This window comes from Streptomyces sp. NPDC005706 (assembly GCF_040631045.1).
Classification (GTDB): Bacteria; Actinomycetota; Actinomycetes; order Streptomycetales; family Streptomycetaceae; genus Streptomyces.
Window position 1 is genome coordinate 66,263 of the sequence record NZ_JBEXYS010000034.1, and the last position, 10,247, is coordinate 76,509.

At 71.3% G+C, this 10,247-nt stretch carries 11 protein-coding genes and 1 rRNA gene; 2 read left to right on the forward strand and 10 right to left on the reverse strand.

Annotated elements, in window-relative coordinates:
* The first annotated feature begins 2 nt into the window (after nt 1-2).
* Complete coding sequence (locus ABZ478_RS33640) at nt 3-782, forward strand: ECF subfamily RNA polymerase sigma factor, BldN family (protein ID WP_199211469.1); 780 nt, start codon at nt 3-5, stop codon at nt 780-782.
* Between the two features lie 233 nt (nt 783-1,015).
* A complete protein-coding gene (locus ABZ478_RS33645) occupies nt 1,016-2,236 on the forward strand; it encodes a DUF5667 domain-containing protein (RefSeq protein WP_359555547.1) in 1,221 nt (406 codons plus the stop codon).
* A gap of 84 nt (nt 2,237-2,320) precedes the next feature.
* Here ABZ478_RS33645 and ABZ478_RS33650 read toward each other — a convergent pair whose 3' ends face one another.
* The 10 genes from ABZ478_RS33650 to rrf all read right to left on the reverse strand — a co-directional run.
* Nucleotides 2,321-3,376, reverse strand: coding sequence for a lysophospholipid acyltransferase family protein (locus tag ABZ478_RS33650; RefSeq protein ID WP_359555549.1), 1,056 nt, complete (start codon nt 3,374-3,376; stop codon nt 2,321-2,323).
* A gap of 14 nt (nt 3,377-3,390) precedes the next feature.
* A complete protein-coding gene (locus ABZ478_RS33655; RefSeq protein WP_359555550.1) occupies nt 3,391-4,452 on the reverse strand; it encodes an NAD-dependent epimerase/dehydratase family protein in 1,062 nt (353 codons plus the stop codon).
* A gap of 239 nt (nt 4,453-4,691) precedes the next feature.
* Nucleotides 4,692-4,790 (reverse strand): AURKAIP1/COX24 domain-containing protein, encoded by a 99-nt coding sequence (locus tag ABZ478_RS33660; protein ID WP_003948845.1) that lies wholly within the window; start codon nt 4,788-4,790, stop codon nt 4,692-4,694.
* Nucleotides 4,791-4,923: 133 nt separating this feature from the next.
* A complete protein-coding gene (locus tag ABZ478_RS33665) occupies nt 4,924-5,136 on the reverse strand; it encodes a helix-turn-helix domain-containing protein (RefSeq protein ID WP_004984898.1) in 213 nt (70 codons plus the stop codon).
* 129 nt (nt 5,137-5,265) lie between these two features.
* The gene (locus ABZ478_RS33670) at nt 5,266-6,081 is read right to left on the reverse strand and encodes a phosphatase (protein WP_359555551.1); all 816 of its coding nucleotides are present in this window, start codon (nt 6,079-6,081) and stop codon (nt 5,266-5,268) included.
* An 85-nt stretch (nt 6,082-6,166) separates the two neighbouring features.
* Complete coding sequence (locus tag ABZ478_RS33675) at nt 6,167-7,339, reverse strand: acetoin utilization protein AcuC (protein WP_359555553.1); 1,173 nt, start codon at nt 7,337-7,339, stop codon at nt 6,167-6,169.
* Nucleotides 7,290-8,504 carry an MFS transporter gene (locus ABZ478_RS33680; RefSeq protein WP_359555555.1) on the reverse strand — a complete coding sequence of 405 codons (1,215 nt, stop codon included), beginning with the start codon at nt 8,502-8,504 and terminating at the stop codon, nt 7,290-7,292. Before ABZ478_RS33680 ends, ABZ478_RS33675 begins: the two co-directional genes overlap by 50 nt.
* Before the next feature lie 81 nt (nt 8,505-8,585).
* A complete protein-coding gene (locus ABZ478_RS33685; protein ID WP_359555557.1) occupies nt 8,586-9,344 on the reverse strand; it encodes a VC0807 family protein in 759 nt (252 codons plus the stop codon).
* 93 nt (nt 9,345-9,437) lie between these two features.
* Nucleotides 9,438-10,082: an HAD family hydrolase gene (locus ABZ478_RS33690; RefSeq protein WP_359555558.1), complete on the reverse strand. Its 645-nt coding sequence runs from the start codon at nt 10,080-10,082 to the stop codon at nt 9,438-9,440.
* 72 nt (nt 10,083-10,154) lie between these two features.
* Nucleotides 10,155-10,247 (reverse strand): 5S ribosomal RNA (gene rrf, locus ABZ478_RS33695); the annotation flags it as partial.

The window sequence follows — 10,247 nt, forward strand, 5'->3', positions numbered from 1 at the left end:
CCGTGTACCCACACGTCGGGGTTGACGCCTCGGGCCTGGCTACGCTGCGCGCGACGGTCGCGGCGGTCAAAGAGACGCTGCGCGGCGTCGTCCCCACCGCGTACGCCGTCCCCGCCTTCGCCACCGCCGCCCCCCTCGGCCCGTGCTACGCACTGGCCGAGGGCAGCGCGGCGGTCGGCAGACGTGGCCGCGCCACCGGCGCGGCCCCCGCCCGCCGCCCGGCCGCGGACAGCGACAGCGCCCGGATGATGGACCTCGTGGAGCGCGCCCAGGCCGGCGAGGCCGAGGCCTTCGGCCGCCTCTACGACCAGTACAGCGACACGGTCTACCGGTACATCTACTACCGGGTGGGCGGCAAGGCGACCGCCGAGGACCTGACGAGTGAGACCTTTCTGCGGGCGCTCCGCAGGATCGGCACCTTCACCTGGCAGGGCCGCGACTTCGGCGCCTGGCTGGTGACGATCGCCCGGAACCTGGTGGCGGACCACTTCAAGTCCAGCCGCTTCCGGCTGGAGGTCACCACCGGCGAGATGCTCGACGCCAACGAGGTCGAGCGCTCCCCGGAGGACTCCGTCCTGGAGTCCCTCTCCAACGCGGCTCTGCTGGACGCCGTGCGCCGGCTCAACCCCCAGCAGCAGGAGTGCGTGACCCTGCGCTTCCTGCAGGGCCTCTCGGTCGCCGAGACCGCCCGGGTGATGGGCAAGAACGAAGGCGCCATCAAGACCCTCCAGTACCGCGCCGTACGGACGCTCGCCCGGCTCCTGCCGGACGACGCCCGCTGACGCAGGACACGCTCAGCGACCATCAACTCACTCCGAGTTGCGCCTCGTTGACTTTCCGACCCGATCATCCGCCGTCCGTAACCCAAGTGCCGGACCGCTCGTTGTGCGGGATACAGGCTCCCTGTGGTCACGTCCTGGCCGACCCATCGCTCGATCGGGTGGAAAGGTCGTGGGCGTGCAACCCTCAGGACCCCCTGGGGAGTCGACCGTGATGACGAGAGGAGGTGCCGCCAGTGATCGCGAACGTATCGGCGCACCGGCGGGCGAACGCCTTCGCCCAGGCCCTGGAGGAGCAGTCCGACCGGGACACGGCGGCCGAGCAGTCGTCGGCGGGATCGCCGCCGACCACCGAGGAACAGTCCGAGCGGGGCGAGCTCCTGGCCCTGGCGGCGGACCTCGGCGCACTGCCCGGGCCGCAGCTCGACCCCGAGGTCAAGGTCGTCCAGCGCGCCCAGCTGGTGGCCGCGATGGAGGCCATGCTCCAGGAGGGCGGGGCGGCGGACACAGCCGTACCCGAGCAGCGCACCCGCGGGCGCGGTGCACACCGGGCGAGCCCGCTGGGCAAGCTCCGGCCGCGTTCCAAACTGACCAAGGGACTCGCGGCCGGCGGGCTGAGCGTCGGCGTGGCCGCCGGGGCCTTCGGCGGAGTCGCCGCCGCGAGTTCCGACGCACTGCCCGGTGACTCGCTGTACGGCCTCAAGCGCGGCATCGAGGACTTCAGGCTCAACTACCTGAGCGACGGCGAGGACCAGCGCGGCCAGACGTACCTCGACCAGGCCTCCACCCGGCTGAGCGAGGCCCGCCGGCTGATGGAGCGGACCCGCGGCGGCCAACAGCTCGACCACGAGTCCATCGGCGAGATCCGCCGCACCCTGTCCGGGATGCGGCACGACGTCACCGAGGGCCACCGCCTGCTGCACGAGGCCTACGAGCGGGATCCCGGCTCCCTCGGGCCCATCCAGGCGCTCTCCAGCTTCTCCCAGTCCCACCGGGAGGCCTGGAGCGCACTGAGCGACAAGCTGCCCATGCAGCTCGGCGACGTCAAACAGCAGGTGTCGTCGGTGTTCGACGCCATAGACGAAGAGGTCGCCCCGCTGCAGTCCCTGCTGCCGCAGCCGCCCGCGTCGACGAGCGACGGCAAGCGACAGGGCTCTGGCGAGGCGTCCACCGGCTCCTCCGGCAGCCACCGCCCGACGGCGCCCAGCACCGGCGGCACGCCCTCGGCAGGGCGGCACACCGGCTCGGGCAGCCCCACCGGCTCGGCCACCCGCGAGAGCGACGACGGCCTACTCGGAGGCAGCACGGGCGGCCTGCTCGACCCGCCGAGGATCGGCGGCGACGGTGGTTCCCCGACCACCAGCAAACCCCCGACGAGCGCGCCGGACGTCACCCTCCCGCCGCTCCTCCCGGGCCTGCTGCCCGGCCTGGGCATCGACAGCCAGGACGCGGACTAGCGCGGTACGACAGCGACGGGGGCGCCCCTTTCCGAGCAGGGGCGCCCCCGTCGCCGTACCACCGGACCGGCAGAGGACCAGCCGTCAGAAGAACACCGACCGCCGCTGCACCAACAGCTTGTACAGCGTGTGCTGGATCTGTTCGCGGACCTGGTCGGTCAGGTTGAACATCAGCATCGGGTCGTCGGCCGCCTCCGGCGGATAGCCGTCCGTGGGGATCGGCTCACCGAACTGGATGGTCCACTTGGTGGGCAGCGGGATCGCCCCGAGCGGCCCGAGCCACGGAAACGTCGGCGTCAGCGGGAAGTACGGGAAGCCCAGCAGCCGCGCCAGGGTCTTGGCGTTGCCGAGCATCGGGTAGATCTCCTCGGCGCCCACGACCGAGCACGGGATGATCGGCACCCCTTGCCGCAGGGCCGTGGAGACGAACCCGCCGCGGCCGAACCGCTGGAGCTTGTAGCGCTCGCTGAACGGCTTGCCGATGCCCTTGAAGCCCTCCGGCATGACGCCGACCAGTTCGCCCTGCGCGAGGAGCCGTTCGGCGTCCTCGGCGCAGGCGAGGGTGTGGCCCAGCTTGCGGGCGAGTTCGTTGACCACCGGCAGCACGAACACCAGGTCGGCCGCGAGGAGCCGCAGATGCCGGTCGGCCGGGTGGCGGTCGTGCACGGCGACCTGCATCATCAGGCCGTCCAGCGGCAGCGTCCCGGAGTGGTTGGCGACGATCAGCGCCCCGCCCTCGGCCGGGATGTTCTCGATGCCCTTCACCTCGACCCGGAAGTACTTCTCGTACACCGGCCGCAACAGCGACATCAGGACCTGGTCGGTCAGCTCCTCGTCGTAGCCGAAGTCGTCGACCTCGTAGTCCCCGGTGAGCCGGCGACGCAGGAACGACAGGCCGCTCGCGATGCGCCGCTCGAGACCGCCGTCGTCGTGCGGCTCGGCGGGCGGCCCCTCCTGCCCGGTCATCGGGTCATCATCCTGCACAGCCGCCCTGGTGGGCAGGGGCTGGACCTCGCGAACCGGCCCGGCCTCCCCGGCCGCCCCGCGCCGGTTGCCCGCGCCGCGGCGCCGCGACGGCCGCTGGGCGGCGCTCCCGCGGGACCGGTCGTCGTCGAACGGAATGACCTTGGCGTCCGCCATCGTTGCTGCGCTCCTCAGTTGGCGCTCTGCGTCGGGGGGTGCCCGCCGCTCTTCGCGGCGAGCGCGGCGACCCGGTCCACGGCCCCCGCGAGGGCCTCCGGCGGCAGCAGGCCGGGGCCCTGGCCGCTCGCGAAGTCCGCGAACGTCTCCGCCGTCGTGTATTTGGGCCGGAAGCCCAGCGTTTCGCGCATCTGGTCCGTGGCCACCACCCGGCCGTGGGTGAGCAGTCGGATCTGTTCCGGTGAGAAGTCCGTCATCCCCAGCGTACGCACCAGCGAACCGGCCCAGGTGACAGCGGGCAGCAGCAGCGGGACGGTGGGCCGCCCGAGCCTGCGCGAGCACTGTGAGAGCAGCAGCACGCCGTCCCCGGCGATGTTGAAGGTGCCGCTGTTCAGCGTGCCCCGGCGCGGCTCGTGCGAGGCCAGCCGCAGCACCTCGATGACATCGTCCTCGTGCACGAACTGCAGCCGCGGGTCGTAGCCGAACACGGTGGGCAGCACCGGCAGCGCGAAGTACTCGGCGAGCGGGGTGTCGGCGGCCGGCCCGAGGATGTTGGCGAACCGCAGCACGCACACCGCGACGTCCGGCCGCCGCCGCGCGAACCCCCGGACGTATCCCTCGACCTCCACCGTGTCCTTCGCGAACCCGCCGCTGGGCAGCGACTTGGCCGGGGTCGTCTCGGTGAACACGGCGGGATCGCGCGGCGCGGACCCGTAGACGTTGGTGCTGGACTTCACCACCAGCCGCCGCACGGTCGGCGACTTCTGGCAGGCGCCGAGCAACTGCATGGTGCCGATGACGTTGGTCTCCTTGACGGTGGCCCGGCTGCCGCCGCCCAGCGCGGTGCCGGTCACGTCCAGGTGGACGACCGTGTCGGCGCCCGTCTCCGCGAGCACCCGGGCGATGCCGGGCTGCCGGATGTCGGCCTGGATGAAGTCGGCTCCGCCCAGATGGTGCGCCGGCGGCACCGCGTCCACGGCGATCACCCGGTCCACGTCCGGGTCCCGCAGGATCCGCCGTACGAACCGGCCGCCGAGCTGCCGGGCCACTCCGGTGACGAGCACGACCTTCCCCAAGATCAGCGCCTTCCTTCCCGACCTCGTACGGGACCTGGTCCCTGCCGCGTTCCCCGTGTCGGCAAACTTAGCGGGTGGATGTTGCGCTGTGATGACCACCCGATGCGTGAAGTGACGGAATTTCCCCAGTCGGAATATGCCGACGCCGCCGAAGCGCCGATCTCGCCGGGTCCGGACACGACTGTGGCCCCCCGCCTTTTACAGGTGGGGGGCCACAGAACACGCTCTCGCGGCGCCGCTTACTTCTTGTTGCGGCGCTGAACGCGCGTGCGCTTGAGCAGCTTGCGGTGCTTCTTCTTGGCCATCCGCTTGCGCCGCTTCTTGATAACAGAGCCCACGACTACCCTCGCTCACTTCTCATCACTCGGTTGTTTGGGCGCCATGGGCCCACACGACCTACGAGGGGTCAGCCTACCCGGTCGAGCGCCGAGCTTGTAATCGAGGGGTTGCTCGGGGTCTCCCCGAGCGCCGTCAGGCCGTCTCCACCCCCACATAACTCTCGCGGAGGTACTCGTGTACCGCTTGCTCGGGGACGCGGAAGGACCGCCCCACCCGGATCGCGGGCAGATGACCGCTGTGCACCAGCCGGTACACGGTCATCTTCGACACTCGCATCACTGAGGCGACCTCCGCCACGGTAAGGAACTGAACCTCGTTCAGAGGCCTCTCGCCAGCTGCAGCCATGACACACCTGAACCTTCCGCACTCGACGGCCACCGGCTTCCCCTTCCGGTGACTCTTCGTCGTTGCGTGCTCACTCCCCAATGTAGGGGCGGGTGATGCGAGTGGGGAAGAGGTGCACCCATCGGCGGCCTACTGTGACAGACACGCTCGATTGAGCACGTAGCGGGCCAGCGGCAGATAGTGACCAGACGACACGCCGTCGTCAACCGGAACGACGACGGACACGACCCCCTCCGCCTCCCCCACGAACAGCGCCGGATCGTCGGTGTCGGCCAGACCGATCGCCTCGAACCCCAGCTGACCAGCGCCGCAGACCCACCCGTGGTCCCCGATCACCAGCTCCGGCAACGGCCCGCCGGCCTCGGCCGCGGCAGCCAGGACGGCCCGAACCGGGAGCGGCGAGTGGCAGTGCGCACCCGGCTCACGCCCGGGGCGCCCGTCGCCCGGTTCCCGCACCAGGGCAACCCCGCGGACGTAGTCGACGTGGTGCGTGCGTAGACCGAACCGGGTCAATATGTCGACACAGCGACCCTGCGCAGGGCTGAGCACCTCACACCCCGCCGCCGACAGCGCGTCCGCCAAGCCGCCGTAGAACCCGAGCAGCCGATGCGGATGCCCGGTGCCGAAGAGCACCGGCGCGCCCCGCCGGGCCACGCTCCGGATCCGCTCCGCGAACGCGTCCAGCGCGGCCAGCGTCCGTTCCGGATCGATCACATCCGGGCCGGAGGTGTACCGGGGATCGGCCGAAACCCCGCACCTCTCCGCCATCAGGGCGAGCAACTCCCGCTGTCCCCACGGCGACTCGGGGTCGATTCCGATCAGCACCCGCGGATCCCTGGCCGCGAACAGCCGGTACCGGCGGAGACTGACCTCACGGGAGGTCCCGATCTCACCGGCCAGCCGAGCGGCCAGCAGATGCGCACGAAGGCCATCGGCGGTCAACACGGGTGCGATGGTGACGCACTCGGGGGCGGCGCGGTGGCGGAACGGGGGAACACCGCACGGTCGGCCCAGTGGGTGTCCCCGGCGCTCAGGGCAGCAGCCCGCGCAGCGGGAACGCCGAACGGCGGGTGGCGAGGACGGCCTGGTCCAGCCGATCGGCGGGGTCGTATCCCGACTCCCACGAGGCGAACGACACCGGCCACCGCCCGTCGGTCATCCGCCGCGGCGCCGGCTGCCGGGTCCGCGCGAACACCTCCTGCCGCCACGCCTCGGGGATCATCGCCGCCGGGTCGACCTCACGCCCCGCCGCGATCCCCACCAGATGCGTCCAGGACCGCGGTACCACCTCGACCACCGCGTAGCCGCCGCCCCCCAGCGCGACCCACTTCCCGTCCGCGTACTCGTGCGCCAGCTCGTGGCACGCCACCTGCACCGCCCGCTGTGCGTCCAGCGACACCGCGAGGTGCGCCAGCGGATCCTCGAAGTGCGTGTCGGCCCCGTGCTGCGACACCAGCACCTGCGGCCGGAACCCGGCGAGCAGCTCGGGCACCACCGCGTGGAACGCCCGCACCCATCCCGCGTCCCCGGTCCCGGCCGGCAGGGCCACGTTCACGGCGGTCCCCTCGCCCGCGCCCGCGCCGGTCTCCTGCGGCCACCCGGTCTGCGGGAACAACGTACGGGGATGCTCGTGCAGCGAGATCGTCAGCACCCGCGGGTCCTCCCAGAACGCCGCCTGCACCCCGTCCCCGTGGTGCACGTCGACGTCCACGTAGGCGACCCGCTCGGCGCCCAGCTCCAGCAGCCGCGCGATGGCCAGCGCCGCGTCGTTGTAGATGCAGAACCCCGAGGCGCCGCCCGGCATCGCGTGATGCAGTCCGCCGGTGAAGTTCACCGCGTGCAGCGCGTCCCCGCGCCACACCGCCTCCGCCGCCCCCACCGACTGGCCCGCGATCAGCGCGGACACCTCGTGCATCCCGGCGAACGCGGGATCGTCCTCTGTGCCGAGCCCGTACGCCCCGCGGGCCGAGGACGGATCGGCGGACGCGGCCTTCACGGCGTCGATGTAGTCCGGGCGGTGGACCAGCCGCAGCGTCGACTCCCCGGCCGGTTTCGCCGCGACGACCGGCAGCTCCCGGTCGAGCCCGAAGGCACCCACCAGCTTCCGGGTCAGCTCCAGCCGGACCGGATCCATCGGATGGTCCGGGCCGAAGTCATAGCCCGTTACTGCCTCGTCCCACATCAGCTGTGCGCGGCCGCTCATGCCCGCCACCGTATCGGTCCGGTTGAGCCGCGAACGACCTGGCGTACACGAGCGTCACCAGCACCAACACCATCGGCACGAGCATGGCCCCGCGGTAGCTCCAGGCGTCCCCGAGCGCACCCACCAGCGGCGAACCGACGAGGAAACCGACGTAGTTGAAGATGTTGAGCCGCGCGATCGCCGCGTCCGAGGCCCCCGGGAACAATCGGCCGGCCGCCGCGAACGTCTGCGGGACCAGGACACACAGTCCCAGCCCCAGCAGGGTGAACCCGAGCATCCCCAGCCAGGCGTCCGGTGCCACGGACACCACCGCGAACCCGGCGGCCGCCACCAGCGCCCCGAGCCGCACCACCGCGGCCGCGCCGAACCGCCGCACCCCGAAGTCCCCGATGGACCGCCCGACCAGCGTGGTCACCATGTACACGTTGTACGGCACGGTCGCCAGCTGCTCCGAGCTGCCCAGCACGTCCTTCAGGTACTTCGCGCTCCAGTTGGAGACGGTCGAGTCCCCGATGTAGGCGAACGTCATCACCAGGCACAGCGGCAGCAGCAGCTTGAAGACGAGGCCCCCGCCCTGCCCGGCCGCCTGCTCCGCCGCGGGCTCCGCGACCCCGTCGACGTACCACCGGCTGCCCACCAGCGCCGCCGGCAGCAGCACGGCGACCACCGGCAGGTACGACACCCACAGCGCGAGATGCCAGTGCGCCCCGGCCCAGGCCAGCGAGGCGCCGACGATCCCGCCCAGGCTGTAGACCGCGTGGAAGCTCAGCATGATGCTGCGCCCGTACGTCCGCTGCAGACTCACCCCGAGCATGTTCATCGAGGCGTCCAGCGCGCCCACGGCGAGCCCGAACACCGCGAGGGCCACGCCGAGTCCGGCCAGCCGGTCACCGGCTCCGACGCCGACCAGGGCCAGCAGCACCACCGGCTGCGACCAGCGCAGCAGCCGGCTGGGCCGGATCCGCCTCACCAGATGCTCGGTCGTCACACTGCCGGCTCCGGCGAGGATCGGGACGGCGGCCAGGAAGACCGGCAGCAGCGCGTCGGAGATTCCGTAGCGGTCCTGGATGGCCGGGATGCGCGTCACCAGCAGAGCGAACGCCACGCCCTGTGCGAAGAAGCTGAACGCCAGCGAGGCCCTGCCGCGCCGCAGCACATCAGTCATGGCGGCGAGCGTAGGGCCCCTGGCTACCTGTGGGTAGATCCAGCCAAAGGTGAATTTCCTTCAGCTTCACTGTCCGATGGATCAGGCGGCGACGGCCACTTCGGGCCGCCGGCCGGCCTTGTCCGCCTCCGCCTCGGCCTCCGCCTTCGCCTCGGCGGCGAGCAGCCGAGCCATCGGCTCGGCCGCGAGGCCACCGCCGACCACGAACGCCACCGTGAGCACCACGGCGATGATGACCGTGCCCAGCCAGACCATGGTGTCGACCGGGACGGTGTAGGCGCCGACCACCCGTGCGACGCACTCGATCAGCAGCGCCGTACCCCACACCAGCGAGAAGGTCCGCTCCTTGCGCCGGAAGGCGACCGAGCCGGCCGCCGTGCCGGAGGCGAGCCGCTGCCAGGCGGCCTCGCGGCCGGCGTCGCCCTTGACGAGGAAGGGCTTCATCCCGGCGGTCATCGCCGGCTTGCCGAGCGCCACCGAGACGAGGATCCCGATCGCGAGGGTGCTGCTGACCGCGCCGTCCTTGGCGAGCATCAGCCGCGGGTCGCCGGACACGAAACCGGCCACCAGGCTCACGACGTTCACCACCAGGGTGAGGAGGGCGAGAGCGTTGGTCGTGCGCTCCTTGACCACCCCCCACACGGTCCGGACCGCCGGCACCACACTGCTCCAGGCGAGCGCCCCGAAGGTGCTCATCCCGAAGGCCTCCTTGAGGAGGTAGTACGCGCCGATCGGCAACGCGACGTCCACCAGCAGCGGCTTGAAGGTCCGCAGCCGGCTCGGGCTCTGCTCGCGGCTCTGGTTCTCGGTCCGGTCCTGGTTCCCCGTGGTCTTCGTCATGCTCCAAGCTTCGCCGCCGGCCGGGGTCCGGCGGTAGGAACGATCATCCGGAGGTCCGCATGACAAATGTCAGCGACCGGCAGGTGCCGCCGGTCATACCAGCAGGTCAGCCAACTCGCCCATGGTGGAGAAGAGTTGACCGGCTCCGGTGAGCCGCGCCGCCGGGGTCATCGCGGTGAACCCGTACACGTCCATCCCGGCCGCCACGGCCGCCTGCACGCCCAGCGGGGAGTCCTCTATGACCAGGCAGCGCCCGGGTGCGACGCCCATCCGCTCGGCCGCGTACAGGAAGAGGTCGGGTGCCGGCTTGCCCCGCCCGACGTCCTGGGAGCTGAAGATCCTGTCCTCCGTGAACCAGCGGTCGAGTCCGGTCGTCCGGTGTCCCACCCTGATCCGCTCGTGGCTCCCGGACGACGCGACGCAGTACGGCACCCCGTCCGCGGCCAGCTTCTCCAGCACTCCGCCGACGCCGGCGACAGGCATCAACTCCCGCTCGAACGCGCCGAACACACGGGCGTGGAAGACATCGTCGAAGTCGTCCGGGAGCCGTTGCCCCGTCCGCTCCAGGACCAGGTCGTGGATCCGGTGCATCGCGGATCCCATGTAGTCCCGGATGGAGTCCTCGTACGTCGTCGGGTGCCCCAGTTCCGTCAGATGGGCGGCCAGGATCCGGTTGGAGATCGGCTCGCTGTCGACGAGCACGCCGTCGTTGTCGAAGATGACGAGGTCGTAGCGCATACCCAGACCCTAAAGGACCCGGAACGCAGAAAACCCCCGCATCTTTCGATGCGGGGGGTTTTCCCAAAGATTGTTCGGCGGCGTCCTACTCTCCCACAGGGTCCCCCCTGCAGTACCATCGGCGCTGTGAGGCTTAGCTTCCGGGTTCGGAATGTAACCGGGCGT